The organism is Streptomyces blattellae (assembly GCF_009709555.1).
Lineage (GTDB): Bacteria > Actinomycetota > Actinomycetes > Streptomycetales > Streptomycetaceae > Streptomyces > Streptomyces blattellae.
In genome coordinates this window covers 129,124-146,551 of record NZ_WJBG01000182.1, presented here as the reverse complement: position 1 = coordinate 146,551, position 17,428 = coordinate 129,124, and the positions used below count along the sequence as shown (strand labels likewise).

At 70.1% G+C, this 17,428-nt stretch carries 14 protein-coding genes; 11 read left to right on the top strand and 3 right to left on the bottom strand.

Annotation, left to right across the window (positions count from 1 at the left end; genetic code table 11):
• Window positions 1-121: 121 nt before the first annotated feature.
• On the top strand, window positions 122-1,531 hold the full coding sequence (radA, locus tag GFH49_RS24005) for a DNA repair protein RadA (RefSeq protein ID WP_155058140.1): 1,410 nt from the start codon (window positions 122-124) through the stop codon (window positions 1,529-1,531).
• An 82-nt stretch (window positions 1,532-1,613) separates the two neighbouring features.
• A complete protein-coding gene (gene disA, locus GFH49_RS24000) occupies window positions 1,614-2,738 on the top strand; it encodes a DNA integrity scanning diadenylate cyclase DisA (RefSeq protein ID WP_155058139.1) in 1,125 nt (374 codons plus the stop codon).
• 51 nt (window positions 2,739-2,789) lie between these two features.
• Here the strand turns inward: disA and GFH49_RS23995 are convergent, their stop codons facing one another.
• Window positions 2,790-3,626 (bottom strand): hypothetical protein, encoded by an 837-nt coding sequence (locus tag GFH49_RS23995; protein WP_155058138.1) that lies wholly within the window; start codon window positions 3,624-3,626, stop codon window positions 2,790-2,792.
• Between the two features lie 203 nt (window positions 3,627-3,829).
• Here GFH49_RS23995 and GFH49_RS23990 point away from each other — a divergent pair, with 203 nt between their 5' ends.
• The 6 genes from GFH49_RS23990 (at window position 3,830) to GFH49_RS23965 (ending at window position 9,297) form a co-directional block, all read left to right on the top strand.
• Complete coding sequence (locus tag GFH49_RS23990) at window positions 3,830-4,765, top strand: HhH-GPD family protein (RefSeq protein ID WP_155058137.1); 936 nt, start codon at window positions 3,830-3,832, stop codon at window positions 4,763-4,765.
• A gap of 254 nt (window positions 4,766-5,019) precedes the next feature.
• Window positions 5,020-5,577, top strand: coding sequence for a SigE family RNA polymerase sigma factor (locus tag GFH49_RS23985; protein WP_155058136.1), 558 nt, complete (start codon window positions 5,020-5,022; stop codon window positions 5,575-5,577).
• The gene (locus GFH49_RS23980) at window positions 5,565-6,242 is read left to right on the top strand and encodes a hypothetical protein (RefSeq protein ID WP_155058135.1); all 678 of its coding nucleotides are present in this window, start codon (window positions 5,565-5,567) and stop codon (window positions 6,240-6,242) included. Before GFH49_RS23985 ends, GFH49_RS23980 begins: the two co-directional genes overlap by 13 nt.
• A gap of 148 nt (window positions 6,243-6,390) precedes the next feature.
• Window positions 6,391-7,095 carry a two-component system response regulator CseB gene (gene cseB / locus GFH49_RS23975; protein ID WP_155058134.1) on the top strand — a complete coding sequence of 235 codons (705 nt, stop codon included), beginning with the start codon at window positions 6,391-6,393 and terminating at the stop codon, window positions 7,093-7,095.
• A gap of 8 nt (window positions 7,096-7,103) precedes the next feature.
• Window positions 7,104-8,447 carry a two-component system sensor histidine kinase CseC gene (gene cseC / locus GFH49_RS23970; protein ID WP_155058133.1) on the top strand — a complete coding sequence of 448 codons (1,344 nt, stop codon included), beginning with the start codon at window positions 7,104-7,106 and terminating at the stop codon, window positions 8,445-8,447.
• 253 nt (window positions 8,448-8,700) lie between these two features.
• Window positions 8,701-9,297, top strand: coding sequence for a TetR/AcrR family transcriptional regulator (locus GFH49_RS23965; RefSeq protein WP_155058132.1), 597 nt, complete (start codon window positions 8,701-8,703; stop codon window positions 9,295-9,297).
• Here GFH49_RS23965 and GFH49_RS23960 read toward each other — a convergent pair.
• Window positions 9,294-9,881: a M23 family metallopeptidase gene (locus GFH49_RS23960; RefSeq protein WP_155058131.1), complete on the bottom strand. Its 588-nt coding sequence runs from the start codon at window positions 9,879-9,881 to the stop codon at window positions 9,294-9,296. The two genes, GFH49_RS23965 and GFH49_RS23960, sit on opposite strands and share 4 nt — an antisense overlap.
• 441 nt (window positions 9,882-10,322) lie before the next feature.
• Between GFH49_RS23960 and GFH49_RS23955 the strand changes: the two genes are divergently transcribed.
• The 3 genes from GFH49_RS23955 to GFH49_RS23945 all read left to right on the top strand — a co-directional run bounded on the left by GFH49_RS23955 (window position 10,323) and on the right by GFH49_RS23945 (window position 14,797).
• Window positions 10,323-10,985 (top strand): HAD family acid phosphatase, encoded by a 663-nt coding sequence (locus GFH49_RS23955; RefSeq protein ID WP_155058130.1) that lies wholly within the window; start codon window positions 10,323-10,325, stop codon window positions 10,983-10,985.
• Window positions 10,986-11,126: 141 nt separating this feature from the next.
• Complete coding sequence (locus GFH49_RS23950; RefSeq protein ID WP_155058129.1) at window positions 11,127-11,477, top strand: trypco2 family protein; 351 nt, start codon at window positions 11,127-11,129, stop codon at window positions 11,475-11,477.
• Window positions 11,477-14,797 (top strand): serine protease, encoded by a 3,321-nt coding sequence (locus tag GFH49_RS23945; protein WP_230396460.1) that lies wholly within the window; start codon window positions 11,477-11,479, stop codon window positions 14,795-14,797. Before GFH49_RS23950 ends, GFH49_RS23945 begins: the two co-directional genes overlap by 1 nt.
• Window positions 14,798-14,864: 67 nt before the next feature.
• Here GFH49_RS23945 and GFH49_RS23940 read toward each other — a convergent pair whose 3' ends face one another.
• Window positions 14,865-17,390, bottom strand: a complete 2,526-nt coding sequence (locus GFH49_RS23940; RefSeq protein WP_155058127.1) for an ATP-dependent Clp protease ATP-binding subunit — start codon at window positions 17,388-17,390, stop codon at window positions 14,865-14,867.
• Window positions 17,391-17,428: the final 38 nt, after the last annotated feature.

Below are 17,428 nucleotides of genomic sequence, written 5' to 3'. Positions count from 1 at the left end.
CCTCATAAGGGGACAGGAACGCAGGATTCCGTCGTTCTGGGCGCCCTCAGCGGGGCGGTGACGCCGGGCCACCACCCGTCCGACGGCAGCGTTGTCAGTGCTCCCGGCTACGGTTCTCCGCATGGCTGCCCGTACGAAATCCACCAAGGACCGCCCGTCCTACCGCTGCACGGAGTGCGGCTGGCAGACGGCGAAGTGGCTCGGCCGGTGCCCCGAGTGCCAGGCGTGGGGGACGATCGAGGAGTACGGCACGCCCGCGGTCCGCACGACGACACCGGGGCGTGTCACCACCTCCGCGCTGCCCATCGGCCAGGTCGACGGCCGTCAGGCCACCGCACGCTCCACCGGCGTGCCCGAGCTGGACCGGGTGCTCGGCGGCGGCCTGGTCCCCGGAGCGGTGGTCCTCCTCGCGGGTGAGCCCGGCGTCGGCAAGTCGACCCTCCTGCTCGACGTGGCCGCCAAGTCGGCCAGCGACGAGCACCGCACTCTCTACGTCACGGGCGAGGAGTCGGCGAGCCAGGTCCGGCTGCGCGCCGACCGCATCAAGGCCCTCGACGACCATCTGTACCTCGCCGCCGAGACCGACCTGGCCGCCGTACTCGGCCACTTGGACGCGGTGAAGCCGTCCCTGCTGATCCTCGACTCCGTGCAGACGGTGGCCTCCCCGGAGATCGACGGCGCCCCCGGCGGCATGGCACAGGTGCGGGAGGTGGCCGGGGCGCTGATCCGGGCCTCCAAGGAACGCGGCATGTCCACGCTCCTTGTGGGCCATGTCACCAAGGACGGCGCCATCGCCGGCCCCCGGCTCCTGGAGCACCTCGTGGACGTCGTCCTGCACTTCGAGGGCGACCGGCACGCACGCCTCAGACTCGTACGAGGCGTCAAGAACCGGTACGGCGCCACGGACGAGGTCGGCTGCTTCGAGCTGCACGACGAGGGCATCACGGGCCTCGCCGACCCGAGCGGCCTGTTCCTGACGCGGCGGGCCGAGCCGGTGCCCGGCACCTGCCTGACCGTCACGCTGGAGGGCCGCCGCCCCCTGGTCGCCGAAGTCCAGGCCCTGACCGTCGACTCCCAGATCCCCTCCCCCCGCCGTACGACGTCCGGCCTGGAGACCTCCCGCGTCTCGATGATGCTGGCCGTCCTGGAGCAGCGGGGCAGGATCAGCGCGTTGGGCAAACGGGACATTTACTCCGCGACAGTCGGCGGAGTGAAGCTCTCCGAGCCCGCCGCGGATCTGGCCGTCGCCCTCGCCCTGGCCTCGGCCGCCAGCGACACCCCCCTGCCGAAGAACCTCGTCGCGATCGGCGAGGTGGGGCTCGCGGGCGAGGTCAGACGGGTCACGGGCGTGCAGCGCAGGCTCACCGAAGCCCACCGTCTGGGCTTCACGCACGCGCTCGTGCCGGGCGATCCCGGCAAGATCCCTTCCGGTATGAAGGTCCTGGAAGTGGCCGACATAGGGGACGCTCTGCGGGTCCTTCCGCGCTCGCGTCGCCGAGAGGCCCCACGGGACGAGGAGGACCGCCGGTAGACTTTGCCCTGGTCTCGCCCGTGCGTACGAACCGAGTGTGCGACACGGACGCGCCAGAAGAACCTGCGACCGGAGGAGTGCAGTGGCAGCCAACGACCGGGCGGCAGCTCCCGGAAAGTCCGGTGGGAGTTCCGGTGCCGATGGCCTGATGCGCGCCTCACTGAGCGCCGTGGCACCCGGCACGGCCCTGCGCGACGGCCTTGAGCGCGTGCTCCGCGGCAACACCGGCGGTCTGATCGTGCTCGGCTCCGACAAGACCGTCGAGGTGATGTGCACGGGCGGATTCGTGCTGGACGTCGAGTTCACGGCCACCCGCCTGCGCGAGCTGTGCAAGCTCGACGGCGGCATCGTGCTCTCCTCGGACCTGTCGAAGATCCTGCGGGCGGGCGTGCAGTTCGTCCCCGACGCGACGATCCCGACCGAGGAGACGGGCACCCGGCATCGCACGGCGGACCGGGTCAGCAAGCAGGTCGGCTTCCCCGTCGTCTCCGTCTCCCAGTCCATGCGGCTGATCGCGCTGTACGTCGATGGCCAGCGTCGCGTCCTGGAGGACTCGGCGGCGATCCTGTCCCGCGCCAACCAGGCCCTGGCGACCCTGGAGCGGTACAAGCTCCGCCTGGACGAGGTCGCGGGAACGTTGTCAGCGCTGGAGATCGAGGACCTGGTGACGGTCCGGGACGTCTCCGCCGTCGCCCAGCGCCTGGAGATGGTGCGCCGCATCGCCACCGAAATCGCCGAGTATGTGGTCGAACTGGGCACCGACGGACGGCTCCTGGCCCTCCAGCTGGACGAGCTGATCGCCGGCGTGGAGCCCGAGCGCGAGCTGGTCGTCCGGGACTACGTCCCCGGGCCCACCGCCAAACGCTCCCGCACAGTCGAGGAAGCCCTCTCCGAACTGGACGCCCTCACCCACGCCGAACTCCTCGAACTCCCCACGGTGGCACGCGCGTTGGGCTACACCGGATCCCCGGAAGCCCTCGACTCGGCAGTGTCCCCGCGCGGCTTCCGCCTGCTGGCGAAGGTGCCACGCCTCCCGGGCGCCATCATCGACCGCCTGGTGGAACACTTCGGCGGCCTGCAGAAGCTGCTTGCCGCGAGCGTGGACGACCTCCAGACGGTGGACGGGGTCGGCGAGGCCAGGGCGCGGAGCGTGCGGGAGGGGCTGTCGCGGTTGGCGGAGAGCTCGATCCTGGAGCGGTACGTCTAGTCACGCGGCCCGCTACAGCGCCCCGGAGGGGCGCGACTTCCCGCGGAGCGCCTAGTCCTTCTCCAGCACAAACGACGTCTGCACCTTCGCAAACCCCGGCGCCGTAGCCTCCACCAGATACGTCCCCGCCGCTGCCGCCCCCGCCGAAGGCGTCGCACACTGCGGGGCGCCGGCCTTCCGGTCCCATTCCACGGTGTATGTGATGCTGCTGTCGGCAGGCACCCGGTACAACAGGCTTCCGGCGGACTTCGGGCAGTCCTCGGACGACCAGAAGTCCTCGTCATCGCCGGCCTGGGTGATCGTCAACACCGTGCTCCGCGGCCCGAGATCGACCTTGCAGTCGGCCCCGGAGGAGTTCGTCGCGGTCAGCACGAGGGCCGGCGTCTCCCCCGGCGCGTACGCGTTGTGCATGCTGCGCAGGCTCAACTCGACGGCCCCGGCGGTGCAGTTGGGCAACGTGGACCCGGCCGGGAGCGTATCCCCCGTACCACCACCGCCACCGGCACCGCCCTCCGACCCGCCACCCGCGGACCCGTCGTCGCCCCCACCGTCGCCGTTGGCCCCGTCGGAGGTTCCGCCCGTGTCCCCGCCGCCCGAACCCGTCCCGGAGGAGGACCCGTTGGAGTCCCCGTCTCCCGTCTCGTCACGCCCGCCCGGGGCTTGGCTGATCGCGGGTCCGGAGCCGGACGGCCCGGGCGTGATGGTGGACGGCGCGGGACTTCCGTCGCCGTTGGCGCCGTCGGCGCCGTTCTGGCCGTCGTCGCCGCCCATGGTGACGATCCAGGTGATCAACAACGCCAACAGGGCGATCACGGACACCATTACGACCCTCCGTCGCCAGTAGATGGAGGAGGGAAGCGGCCCGACCGGATTGCGCAGAGATCCCACGGCGCAAACTGTACGAGAGATCGGCGCCGTCGCTGCCCCCACCCGCCGCCCGGCGTCAACTTTTCCAGATCATCATTCCGCTCGACCCCGCCGCACGGCAGGGGACGCGGCGCACACCCCGGCGGCCGTCGCACCGGCGACCCACCGACCGGCCGTGGCCAAAGCAGCCCAAGCACCGCAGGCCGTGGCAGGATCGGAAGGCCATGACTGCGCCCACGATGCCCCAGCCCCCGCACCACGCCGACACCGCCGCCGGCCGTCTCCTCGGCGAGCCCCTGCACTCCCCCGTCATCGCCTGGTTCGACGAGCACGCCCGCGATCTGCCGTGGCGGCGACCGGAGGCCGGGCCGTGGGGGGTGATGGTCAGTGAGTTCATGCTCCAGCAGACCCCGGTGGGCCGCGTCCTGCCCGTCTACGAGCAGTGGCTGGCCCGCTGGCCACGCCCCGCCGACCTGTCGAAGGAGGCTCCGGGCGAGGCCGTCCGCGCCTGGGGCCGGCTCGGCTACCCGCGCCGCGCCCTGCGGCTGCACGGCGCCGCCGTCGCCATAACGGAACGGCACGGCGGTGACGTACCGACGGATCACGCCCAGCTCCTGGCGCTGCCCGGCATCGGCGAGTACACGGCCGCCGCGGTCGCCTCCTTCGCGTACGGCCAGCGGCATGCGGTGCTCGACACCAATGTCCGCCGGGTCTTCGCCCGCGCGGTCACCGGCGTCCAGTACCCGCCGAACGCGACCACCGCCGCCGAGCGCAAGCTCGCCCGCGCCCTGCTGCCCGAGGACGAGCAGACCGCCGCCCGCTGGGCCGCCGCCTCCATGGAACTCGGCGCGCTGGTGTGCACCGCCAAGAACGAGACCTGCCACCGCTGCCCCATCGCCGCCCAGTGCGCCTGGCGGCTCGCGGGCAAGCCCGAGCACGAAGGGCCGCCGCGCCGCGGGCAGACGTACGCGGGCACCGACCGCCAGGTGCGCGGCAAGCTTCTCGCCGTGCTGCGCGACGCCCACGCGCCGGTCCCGCAGTCCGTCCTCGACCGGGTGTGGCACGAGCCGGTGCAGCGCGCCCGCGCCCTCGACGGCCTCGTCGCGGACGGGTTGGTGGAGCCGCTGACGGGTGGTCTGTACCGGCTGCCGCTGAGCTGACGCACAGTCGCACCACAGGCATCTGTCACACCTCAGCGGTCGTTCGCAGCCGCATCCCTACGTCAAATCACCCCATATCAAGCCCATCTCATCTGCACCTTTAACCTGCCCCTACTTCCGTTACACAACCGACGGACAGCCGAGCGGTTCCCGCAGGCTGCTTCGCACAGCGCCGTGACAACGCCTCCGTAGCTTCATCTCCGTGCCCGACGGGGTGGCACAGCTGCAGAAAACGGAGATGGAGGCGGTCGGTCATGGAGCAGGGCGAGGTGGACGCGGTGGGCGAGGTGCTCGGGTTCGAGGAGTACGTCCGCACCCGGCAGGACGCGCTGCTGCGCAGTGCCCGCCGACTGGTTCCGGACCCCGTGGACGCGCAGGACCTGCTCCAGACGGCGCTGGTACGGACGTACGGCCGCTGGGAGGGCATAGCGGACAAGCGGCTGGCGGACGCCTATCTGCGCCGGGTGATGATCAACACGCGGACCGAGTGGTGGCGGGCACGCAAGCTGGAGGAGGTGCCGACCGAGCAGCTTCCGGACGCCTGCGTCGACGACGCCACCGAGCAGCACGCGGACCGGGCCCTGCTGATGGACATCATGGAGGTGCTGGCCCCCAAGCAGCGCAGCGTCGTGGTGCTGCGACACTGGGAGCAGATGTCCACGGAGGAGACGGCCGCCGCCCTCGGCATGTCCGCCGGCACGGTCAAGAGCACGCTGCACCGGGCGCTCGCCCGGCTCCGCGAGGAGCTGGAGCGCCGCGATCTGGACGCACGCGCGCTGGAGCATGAGGAGCAGGAGCGGTGCGCGGCTTGACCGACGCGGGTCCCGGAGCGGGCAGGAGGGCCGCAGCGGATCGCGGCACCTTGCAGGCGGCGTTCACGGCGGTGGCCGTGCTCGCCGCCCTCGCCCTTTTCGTGTCGGCCTGCGGCACCGGCGGCACCGGCGCCCGTGACGAGGGCCCGGCGCATGCCGAGTCGGTGACGGGCGCGAGCGTGTCCCCTCCCGCCTCGCCCTCCGCGACGCCGGACAGAGTGGACGCCGTCCAGCTGGTGCGGGACGACCCGAGCGTCTCGGCCGGCGTCAAGCGCGAGCTGAAGCCCTGTATCGGCGACGAGTACCCGGTCGACGTGTCGTACGGCGACCTGACCGGGGGATCCTCGAACGATGTCGTCGTCAATGTGCTGACCTGCGGAGACTCTGTAGGGGTCGGCTCGTATGTGTATCGCGAGGAGGACGGGCGCTACCAGAATGTGTTCAAGGTCGAGGAACCACCCGTCTATGCCGAGATAGACCGCGGCGACCTGGTGGTGACCAAGCAGGTGTACGAGAAGGGCGACCCGGTGTCGAGTCCGTCCGCCGAGTACGTGATCACGTACCGCTGGCTGGCGTCGGGCCGCTTCACCGAGGAGTACCGCACGCGCAACGACTACAGCAGCGTCGTCGGCGGGGACCCGACCGAGACACCGGAGACCGGCTGAGGCGTGAACCGATCGGCAGGCCGGAACGGTCCCCTCAGTGAACCGCCCGCACGATTCCTACGTCCGCATAGTGAACCCTCCGCGAGACCGGAACCCACCGCGAGACCCGAACACATCACGAGACGATACGAGGACAGAGAGCACCGGGATGGCAGACCAGACCCACGTTCTGTTCGTCGAGGACGACGACGTCATCCGTGAGGCCACGCAGCTCGCGCTGGAGCGGGACGGCTTCGCGGTCACCGCGATGCCCGACGGGCTGGCCGGCTTGGCGGCCTTCCGGGCGGACCGTCCCGACATCGCGCTCCTCGACGTGATGGTCCCAGGCCTGGACGGCGTCAGCCTGTGCCGTCGTATCCGGGACGAGTCGACGGTCCCGGTGATCATGCTGTCCGCGCGTGCGGACTCCATCGACGTCGTGCTGGGTCTGGAGGCCGGCGCGGACGACTACGTCACCAAGCCGTTCGACGGTGCCGTGCTGGTCGCGCGGATCCGGGCGGTGCTGCGCCGCTTCGGGCACGCGGGGGGCGCCGGGCAGCCGGAGGAGCCCGGGTCCTCGTCGGCCGGCGGCGTGCTGACCTTCGGTGAGCTGGAGATCGACACCGAGGGCATGGAGGTGCACAAGAGCGGGCAGCCGGTGGCGCTGACGCCCACGGAGATGCGGCTGCTCCTGGAGTTCTCGTCGGCGCCGGGCACGGTCCTGTCGCGGGACAAGCTGCTTGAGCGCGTCTGGGACTACGGCTGGGGCGGTGACACCCGAGTCGTCGACGTCCATGTGCAGCGGCTGCGTACGAAGATCGGCCAGGACCGGATCGAGACGGTTCGCGGCTTCGGCTACAAGTTGAAGGCCTGAGCAGGGGTATGCGGGGGATCTTGGGGCGCCTGGTCCCGGCGCGGTGGGCGCGCGCGGGCATCCGTACCGGCGTGCGGTGGAAGCTGAGCGCGGCGATCGCGTTCGTCGGTGCGCTGGTCGCGATCGCGCTGAGCCTGGTCGTGCACAACGCGGCCCGGGTCTCGATGCTGGACAACGCACGCGAGCTGGCCGACGAGCGGATCCAGATCGCCCAGCGCAACTACGAGCTGTCCAAACGGCCGAACTTCCCGAACGTCGAGATCGACGACCCGCACCTGCCGCCCGCGCTGCGGCTGAAGGTCGAGCAGGGCCGCCGGGCCACCTATGTGGCCGACGACAAGGGCGGCGTGCCGGACATCTGGGCCGCCGTACCGGTCACGGACGGGCATGTGCTGTCCCTGCACACCGGGTTCACCGACCGCAGCACCGACATCCTCAACGACCTCGACCAAGCCCTCGTCATCGGCTCCATCACCGTCGTCCTCGGCGGCAGCGCGCTCGGTGTGCTCATCGGCGGGCAGCTGTCGCGCCGGCTGCGCAAGGCGGCGGCCGCGGCCAACCAGGTCGCCAAGGGCGAGACGGATGTCCGGGTGCGGGACGCGATCGGTGGTGTCGTACGGGACGAGACCGATGACCTGGCCAGCGCGGTGGACGCCATGACGGACGCGCTGCAGCAGCGGCTGGAGGCGGAGCGCCGGGTCACCGCCGATATCGCGCACGAGCTGCGCACGCCGGTGACCGGGCTGCTGACCGCGGCCGAGCTGCTGCCGCCGGGCCGGCCGACCGAGCTGGTCCTCGACCGGGCGAAGGCGATGCGCACGCTGGTCGAGGACGTCCTGGAGGTGGCCCGCCTCGACGGTGCCTCGGAGCGGGCCGAGCTGCAGGACATCATGCTGGGTGAGTTCGTCAGCCGACGGGTGGCGGCCAAGGACCCGGGCATCGAGGTGCTGGTGATCCACGAGTCGGAGGTCACCACCGACCCGCGGCGCCTGGAGCGCGTGCTGTTCAACCTGCTCGCCAACGCCGGCCGGCACGGCAGGCCGCCCGTCGAGGTCACCGTCGAGGGCCGGGTCATCCGGGTCCGTGACCACGGCCCCGGCTTCCCGGAGGAACTTCTCGCCGAGGGCCCGAGCCGCTTCCGTACCGGCCGCAGCGACCGGTCCGGCCACGGCCACGGGCTCGGGCTGACCATCGCCGCCGGCCAGGCCCGTGTCCTGGGCGCCCGGCTGACCTTCCGCAACGTCCGCCCGGCGGGCGCACCGGAGCACGTACGGGCGGAGGGCGCGGTGGCCGTGCTGTGGCTGCCGGAGCATGCGCCGACGAGCACGGGCAGCTACCCGATGATGCCGTAGGGCTCCCCTGCCGTAGGGCTCCGCCTCAGCAGGCCCAGTCCCGGCCGGGTCGAGTCCGCCCCCCAGCCCCGGAACCAGCTGGGCCCCGGGGACGACGTCCCCGGCCGCCCGGGGAAGGCTCCTTCGACGGGTTCCCGCAATTCCCCGCTCCCGCGACCTACTGGCCGACCAGTTAGTTGACTACACTCGAACGCCAGAAGCACAACTAGCCGGGCGTCAAGTAAGCTTCCGGGAAAACCCGGGGAGTACGAGGATGGGCGGCACCATGGACGGGACCAAGCAGCGGCGCCGCGGGGACACCCGGCAGCGCATCCAGGACGTGGCTCTCGAACTCTTCGCCAAGCAGGGCTACGAGAAGACCTCCCTACGAGAGATCGCCGAGCGTCTCGACGTCACCAAAGCGGCGCTCTACTACCACTTCAAGACCAAGGAAGAGATCATCGTCAGCCTCTTCGAGGACCTGACGAAGCCGATCGAGGATTTGATCGGGTGGGGTGAACGGCAGCCGCAGACCCTGGAGACGAAACAGGAGATCATACGGCGCTACAGCCAGACCCTGTCCGAGGTGGCGCCGCTGTTTCAGTTCATGCAGGAGAACCAGGCGACCGTACGGGAACTGAGCATCGGCGAGATGTTCAGGCACCGCACCATGGGTATGCGGGACATCATCATCGACCCGGACGCCGACCTGGTCGACCAGACCCGCTGCATAAGCGCCCTGTTCACGATGCACGCCGGGATGTTCGTCCTGCGGGACGTCGAAGGCGACCCCGAGGACAAGCGCAGGGCCATCCTTGAGGTCGCGATCGATCTGGTGACGCAGGCGCACACCGGGTCCCGGAAGGCTTAGATCGTCAGGCCCTTGGCGCGCAGGAAGGCCACCGGGTCGATGGCGGAGCCGTAGTTCGCGGTCGTGCGGACCTCGAAGTGCAGGTGCGGGCCGCTGGAGTTGCCGGTGTTGCCGGACAGGGCTATGCGCTGACCGGTCTTGACGATCTGGCCGGTCTTGACGTTGATCTTCGACAGGTGGGCGTACTGGGAGTACGTCCCGTTGCCGTGCTTGATGACGATGGCGTTGCCGTAGGCGGGGCCGTCACCGGCACCGTTGGAGCCGGCCTTGACGACGGTGCCGCCGTGCGCGGCCTTGACGGCGGTTCCGCTGGGCACGGCGAAGTCCTGCCCGCTGTGGGTGGACTGCCACATGGCGCCGTTCGCCGCGAAGCTCGCGGACTTGGTGTACTTCGCCACCGGCTTGACCCAGGAGGGGGCCTTCTTCGCGGCGGCGGTGGGCGCGGCCTTGGCGGCCGTGCCCTGCGCGGCGGTCGCGACTCCGGCCCCCAGCACGACCGAGGCACCTACTGCGGCAGCCACGACGGCCCCACGGGTGCGGAGCAGGGACGTACGGGAAGAGCGGGCGGAGACGCGCTGGAACATCAGAACCTCACGGGGAAGGGGACAGAAAACCATCCGGCGCACAGGCGGTCGCCGAATGGGACACCCCTTGGTACCCCCGCCCCCCAGAGACTCCCAAACCCCCGATCTACGACGGAATCTAGTACTTCACCTCAAAACTTCCCGGTTCTTGACAGAACACCCAGAGCCGCCTTCGAGCGCAAATCCGCCCACCAGGGCAGAACCCGCCTCAAATTTCGCGCGAATAGTCCCTTTTGCCCGATCGAGAGTTTCCACTATTCCCGCTAGTAACGGACAAATCGCCTGTGCGGCTTGTCACCGAGCGGACACCCACAGTGTGACCCGCATCTCATACGGAGTTACCGTCAAGTAATCAAACAGTTCCCCTCGCGCCACCCCCAGCGACGAGCATGTCCCCGACAACCGGCAGCGCACGTGTGACGTGAGAGGACCCCCACCCCCATGAGCAGAGGCACCTGCACGCGCCGCATCGGCATGACCGCCGTCGCCACCGTCGCCGTCGCGGCGATGGCCGTCCCCGTCGGCGCCCAGGCCGCGACGACCTCGAACACCTCCCCGGCCTCCACGGCCGCCACAGCCGCCGCAGCCGCCGCAGCCGCAGCCGCCGAGGACGTCGACTACGCCACCTGGCAGCAGGACTGCCGGCAGGTGATGAACCAGGCGATGCCGTACGTGAAGCAGCGCATCGCCGCCACCAAGCCGGGCGAGAAGCAGGCGATCGTCTTCGACATCGACAACACCACCCTGGAGACGGGCTTCGGCCTGAGCTACCCGTCACCGGCCAACCAGCCGGTCCTGGAGGTCGCCGAGTACGCCCAGGAGCACGGCGTCGACCTCTTCTTCGTGACCGCCCGCCCCGGCATCATCTACCTCCCCACCGAGTACAACCTGGAGCACGAGGGCTACGAGATCTCCGGTCTCTACGTCCGCGACCTGAGCGACCTCTTCATGGACGTCGCCGCCTACAAGACCGCCCAGCGCGCCGACATCGAGTCCAAGGGCTACACGATCATCGCAAACATCGGCAACAGCGCCACCGACCTGTCGGGCGGCCACGCCGAGAAGACGTTTAAACTCCCCGACTACGACGGGCAGTTGTCCTGATCCACCCGGCACAAGGTCACGCTTGAGGCGGACCGCCGACGCGCACGTCATGGGGCCGGTACCGTGCGGGCACCGGCCCCATGACGTGTTGCGGGGCCGGGCGGCCGTGCGTCGGCCGGAGCGACGGCTGAGGAGGCCCTAATGAGCGCTGTCGACGAGTCACGCATCGAACTCGCGGACGCCGTGCAGACCATCCGCGACGAACTGCTGACCGCGGCCCGGCGCTCGGCTGGGCAGGACATCGTGTTCGAACTCGGCGACATCCAGATGGAGTTCACCGTCGAGATACGCAAGGAGCTCAAGGCCGGCGCGAAGGTGAGAGCCTGGGTCGTCGACGCGGGCGCGGACGGCGCGAGAACCGACAGCCGTACGCACAAGGTCTCCTTCACGCTGCGTGCCCAGGACGCCCGTACCGGCGCTCCCCTGAAGATCCGCAACGACACGGAGGGAAGCGTCGGCGCGTTCGGCCGCGGCACCCCCTCGCCACGGTGATGCTGCGTTCGGCCGTCGAGCGGTCCGTGGTGGTGCTGGCCGGATCGCAGGGCAGCGGGGTCATGCTGTCGCCCCGGCTGGTGCTGACCAGCGCCCACGTGCTCAGGAACAGGGAATGGATCCGCACGGTCCACCCCGAGAGCAAACAGCCCTTTCCCAGCCGGGCGGTCTGGCAGGACGAGGAGAGCGACGTGGCTCTCCTGCTCACCGGCGAGGAGTTGGTGGACCCGCAGCGCTGGGCGCTCGCCAGGCTGCGGTGGGGAGTCATCGGATCGCCCGATCCGCTGCCCGGCTGCCAGGTCGTCGGGTTTCCCGCCGTCCAACGCTTCGGCCCGGCCGACCAGTTGGAGTACGACCAGCTCACCGGCACCGTCCTGCCGATGGCGGGGCGGATCAGAACGATGCTGGTGTGCGAGTTCGACCGGGCTCCGGTCACCGCTCCCAAGCCGGGAGAGTCGCCGTTCGCGGGCCTGTCCGGCGCCCCGGTGTTCGCGGGTTCCGTACTGATCGGAGTGGTCACCCAGGTACCGGACGGCCGGGACCACCGGCGCGTCGAGGCGGTCCCCGTCCAGCGCATCCTGGAGGCGCCGGGGTTCCCCCACCACGTGATGGGGGCCGAGCCGGGCCATGTGCCCCGGGTGCTCGAAACCGTCGTACCCGGACACCACCTCCAGGACGAACGCTTCGAGCGGCACTACGCCCGCGCCCTGAAGACCCGCTACCGCAAGATCGAGATCTTCGGCATCGACGAACTGGGCACCACCGAGACCAACTGGGACCTCGACACCGCCTATCTGAGCCTGGAGGCCCTGTCGGTCTCAAAGGCGCGGGAGAACGTACCGGTGTCCAAGTCCGTCTCCGCACCCCGCCGGATCAACGACCTGCTCGCCGACCGGCCCCGGGCGGTGCTGCGCGGCGAGGCCGGCGCGGGCAAGACCACGCTGGTGTGGTGGCTCGCCTCGCACGCGGCCTGCGGTGCCCTCGGCCACGAACTCGCCGAGCTGAACGACCTGGTGCCCTTCGTCATCCCCATGCGCAGCCTGCTGTCCCGCGGGACGGCCTTCCCCAGGCCGCACGAACTGGCCACCGTCGCCGAACTCCAGATCGACGAGATCCCCGAGGGCTGGGCCCGCCGCGTCCTGGAAGCCGGACGGGCGCTGCTCCTGGTCGACGGCATGGACGAGGTACCGCCCGCGGACCGGGAGGAAGCGCGGCGCCGCCTCGCCGACCTGCTGGCGATGTATCCGCACAACCGCTGCCTGGTCACGGTACGGCCGCTGGCCGTGGCCGCCGACTGGCTCAGCTCGGAGGACTTCGAGGAACTCCGGCTGCTGCCCATGCGGGACGAGGACATCCTGGCCTTCTCCAAGGCATGGCACGCCGCCGCCCGCCTGGAGTGCGCGGGCTTCCGCGACCCCCACCGGGCCGCCGCCGAGGACACGAACCTCCGCGACCTGGAGCGCGCCCTGGAACAGGAGCTGGGCCGCAACCCCGCCCTGCTCCACCTGTCCCGCACCCCGCTGCTGGCCGCCGTGGTCTGCGCCCTGCACCGGCGCCGCCGGGGCTTCCTCCCGGAGACCCGCTGGTCCCTTTACCACGCGGCCCTGACCATGCTGCTGGGCAGCCGCGACACCCTGCGCCGGGTGGCGGCCCCGGAGGGCATCAGCCTCGGCGTCGAGGAGCACCAGCAGCTGCTCCAGCGGATCGCGGCCTGGCTGGCCCGCAGCGGCTACGCCGAGTTCAACCACGAGCAGGCCCGGCACCAGATAGAACTCGCCATGCGGGGCATGCCCCAGGTACGCCGGCAGGGCTCCGCCGAGGCCGTGCTGACCCATCTCCTCAACCGCAGCGGCCTGCTCCAGGAACGCAACGACACGGCCATCCAGTTCATCCACCGCACCTTCCAGGACTACCTGGCGGCTAAGGAGCTCCAGGAGAGCGACGGCCTGGGCGAACTGCTCGGCCACGCCACCGACGAGGTGTGGCAGGACATCATCCTGCTGGCCGTGGGCCACTGCCACCGCGGGGAGGTGCGCAGGCTGATCGAGGGGCTGATCGAGAAGGGCGACCTCGCCGAGAACCCCCGCACCCGCGGCGACATCCATGTCCTGGCCGCCCGGTGCGCACTGAGCGCGGTGGTGCTGGAAGAGGAGGTGCGGGAGCGGATCGCGGACCGCGTCCGGGCGCTGTTCCCGCCGCCCGACGACACCGCAGCCGCGAAGCTGACGTCCCTGGGCTCCTACGTCCTTCCTCTGGTCCCCTGCCCCGAGGAGCTCGGCGACCAGGAGGCACTGGCGGTCGTCCAGGTGATCCGGGACATCGGCGGCCCCGCGTCCCTGCCGCTGCTGCGGCGCTTCGCCGGGCACCCCTCTCACGCGATCCGTTCTGTCCTCATCAGAGCCTGGCCCCGCTTTCCAGCGGAGGAGTACGCCCGTGAGGTCCTCGCCCATGTGCCGCTGGAGGGCATGTCGGTCGACGTGTTCAGCCGGGCCATGGCCGCGGCGCTGAGGCACTGCGCACCTGTCGAGAGGTTGGCGCTCGCCCTTCCGATCGGTGGTCCCGATCTGGCGAAGCTGCTGCCGGACCGGGGGATCCGCCACCTGACCGTGTTCGGCAACCCCCTGCTCGACAGCCTCTCCTTCGTCCGCGGCCTGTCCGGGCTGGCCTCCCTGTCACTCGTCGGGTGCCCCCGGGTCAGACGATGGCCGGCCCTGGAAGGACTGCCCCTCACCCGCCTCGATCTGGAGCTCCACGAGACGGAGAAGGCCGACCTGGCCTCCTTGCAGCGGCTCGACCGGCTGACCGAACTGTCGCTCACCGGAACTCTGCTCGACAGCAGCATCCCGCTGCCTCCGGGCCACCCGACCGTGCGGAGGCTACGGCTGCGCAGTCAGGCCAAGATGATGATCAACGACCTGTCCCAGTGGCCCGCGCTGCGCGAACTCGTCGTGCAGGGCGACTGCCACGCGCACTCCCTTCTGCTCGCGGCCTCCCGTGCCCCCTCGCTCAGCAGCCTCGACTTCTCCCTCGCCTCACTGCGACTGCCCCGCCAGGTCGTACCGCCGGTCATCGGCAAGGAGGAGGGTGTGCTGCCGCGCCGCCCCCGGGAGCTCGAACCTCTCCCGGGGATCCGCTCCCTGACCCTCAGGAACGTCACCAGGGGCGGCTCGGCCAGGGACCTGGCCCGGGTGTTTCCCTCCCTCACCCGGCTCACCCTGGAGACCGCGGACGACGCGCCCCTGGACCTCACTCCGCTCGGCCACCGCACCGGACTGGTGATCGAGGTGAACGGGGAGGTCGTAGAGCCGGGCAGGTGGTAGCCGGACGCGAAAGGGGCCGGCGCTCCGAGAGCACCGGCCCCTTTCGTCGGCCCTACGGCCGTGAGGCTTACGCCTCCTTGCTCAGATTCGGTCCAGCCCCACCGGCCGCCTGCTCGATCGGCGGGACGTCCGGCAGTGCCGACTTCTCCTCACCCCGGAAGGTGAAGGTCTTGGCCTCGCCCTCGCCCTCCGTGTCCACGACCACGATGTGGCCGGGGCGCAGCTCGCCGAAGAGGATCTTCTCGGAGAGGGCGTCCTCGATCTCGCGCTGGATGGTGCGCCGCAGCGGACGCGCGCCCAGCACGGGGTCGTAGCCCTTCTGCGAGAGCAGCTCCTTGGCGGACTGGGAGAGTTCGATGCCCATGTCCCGGTCCTTGAGGCGCTCGTCCACCTTGCCGATCATCAGGTCGACGATCGCGAGGATGTCGTCCTGGGTGAGCTGCGGGAAGACGACCACGTCGTCGACGCGGTTGAGGAACTCGGGGCGGAAGTGCTGCTTGAGCTCGTCCGAGACCTTGTTCTTCATGCGCTCGTAGTTGGTCTTCTTGTCGCCCGAGGCCGCGAAGCCCAGATTGAAGCCCTTGGAGATGTCCCGGGTGCCGAGGTTGGTCGTCATGATGATGACCGTGTTCTTGAAGTCCACGACCCGGCCCTGGGAGTCGGTCAGGCGACCGTCCTCCAGGATCTGCAGAAGGCTGTTGAAGATGTCCGGGTGGGCCTTCTCGACCTCGTCGAAGAGGACGACGGAGAACGGCTTGCGGCGGACCTTCTCGGTCAGCTGGCCGCCCTCTTCGTAGCCCACGTATCCGGGGGGCGAACCGAACAGGCGCGACACCGTGTGCTTCTCGCTGAACTCCGACATGTCGAGGGAGATCAGCGCGTCCTCGTCACCGAAGAGGAACTCGGCGAGCGCCTTGGACAGCTCCGTCTTACCGACACCGGACGGGCCGGCGAAGATGAACGAACCACCGGGGCGCTTCGGGTCCTTCAGACCGGCACGCGTACGGCGGATCGCCTTCGACAGCGCCTTGACGGCGTCGACCTGGCCGATGACCCGCTTGTGGAGCTCGTCCTCCATGCGCAGCAGACGCGAGGACTCCTCCTCGGTCAGCTTGAAGACCGGGATGCCGGTGGCGGTCGCGAGGACCTCGGCGATCAGCTCGCCGTCGACCTCGGCGACGACGTCCATGTCGCCGGCCTTCCACTCCTTCTCCCGCTTGGCCTTGGCGGCCAGGAGCTGCTTCTCCTTGTCACGGAGCGAGGCCGCCTTCTCGAAGTCCTGGGAGTCGATGGCCGACTCCTTGTCCCTCCGCACGCCGGCGATCTTCTCGTCGAACTCGCGCAGGTCCGGCGGCGCGGTCATCCGGCGGATACGCATCCGGGAGCCCGCCTCGTCGATCAGGTCGATCGCCTTGTCGGGGAGGAAGCGGTCCGAGATGTACCGGTCGGCCAGGGTGGCGGCCTGGACCAGCGCCTCGTCGGTGATGGAGACGCGGTGGTGGGCCTCGTACCGGTCCCGCAGACCCTTGAGGATCTCGATCGTGTGCGGCAGGGACGGCTCGGCGACCTGGATCGGCTGGAAGCGGCGCTCCAGGGCCGCGTCCTTCTCCAGGTGCTTGCGGTACTCGTCCAGCGTGGTGGCGCCGATGGTCTGCAGTTCACCGCGGGCCAGCATCGGCTTCAGGATCGAAGCCGCGTCGATGGCGCCCTCGGCGGCACCCGCACCGACCAGCGTGTGCAGCTCGTCGATGAACAGGATGATGTCGCCGCGGGTGCGGATCTCCTTGAGCACCTTCTTCAGGCGCTCCTCGAAGTCACCGCGGTAGCGGGAGCCGGCGACCAGCGCGCCGAGGTCCAGGGTGTAGAGGTGCTTGTCCTTGAGGGTCTCGGGCACCTCGCCCTTGACGATGGCCTGGGCGAGACCCTCCACGACGGCGGTCTTGCCGACGCCGGGCTCACCGATCAGGACCGGGTTGTTCTTGGTACGGCGGGACAGCACCTGCATGACCCGCTCGATCTCCTTCTCGCGCCCGATGACCGGGTCGAGCTTGGACTCACGAGCGGCCTGGGTGAGGTTCCGGCCGAACTGGTCGAGGACCAGGGACGTCGAGGGGGTGCCCTCAGCAGGCCCGCCGGCGGTGGCGGTCTCCTTGCCCTGGTAACCGGAGAGCAGCTGGATCACCTGCTGCCGCACCCGGTTGAGATCAGCGCCCAGCTTGACCAGGACCTGGGCGGCGACGCCCTCGCCCTCACGGATCAGGCCGAGCAGGATGTGCTCCGTGCCGATGTAGTTGTGGCCCAGCTGAAGGGCCTCGCGGAGCGACAGCTCCAGGACCTTCTTGGCACGGGGGGTGAAGGGGATGTGCCCGGACGGGGCCTGCTGGCCCTGGCCGATGATCTCCTCCACCTGCTGGCGGACCGCCTCGAGCGAAATCCCGAGGCTCTCAAGGGCCTTGGCGGCGACACCCTCACCCTCGTGGATCAGGCCCAGGAGGATGTGCTCGGTGCCGATGTAGTTGTGGTTGAGCATCCGGGCTTCTTCCTGAGCCAGGACGACAACCCGCCGCGCGCGGTCGGTGAACCTCTCGAACATCGTTAATCGCTCCTCAGAGCGGTCAGGCAGTGGGGGGA